Source organism: Mesorhizobium sp. M5C.F.Ca.ET.164.01.1.1, assembly GCF_004792125.1.
GTDB lineage: Bacteria > Pseudomonadota > Alphaproteobacteria > Rhizobiales > Rhizobiaceae > Mesorhizobium > Mesorhizobium wenxiniae.
In genome coordinates this window covers 1-319 of sequence record NZ_SRTG01000388.1, presented here as the reverse complement: position 1 = coordinate 319, position 319 = coordinate 1, and the positions used below count along the sequence as shown (strand labels likewise).

Below are 319 nucleotides of genomic sequence, written 5' to 3'. Positions count from 1 at the left end.
GCAGGATGGCGGCGACCCGTTCCGGCTCGAGATGCGCCAGCACCGCCTTGCCGATTCCGGGAGCGTGGAAAGGGCTGCGCGTGCCTGGGCGAAAGAAAGCGCGGAACGCCTGGTGCGTCTCGACCTGGTTGACGAAAACCACGCAATCATCCTCGGCGACGCCGAGATTGGCCGTTTCGCCAGTCTTTTCCATCAATTCCTGCATGACGATGCGAGCCCGGTCGACGAGCTTGCGCCGGCGCAGGAAAGCTGAGCCCATACGGTAAGTCTCGACGCCGAACGAACAGAGTTGGTAGGTCGTGTCGCACGCGACCATACC

1 pseudogene is annotated in these 319 nt (G+C 63.0%); it reads right to left on the bottom strand.

The window, feature by feature from the left end:
* A pseudogene (locus tag EN807_RS33930) lies at nt 1-319 on the bottom strand (IclR family transcriptional regulator); the annotation flags it as partial.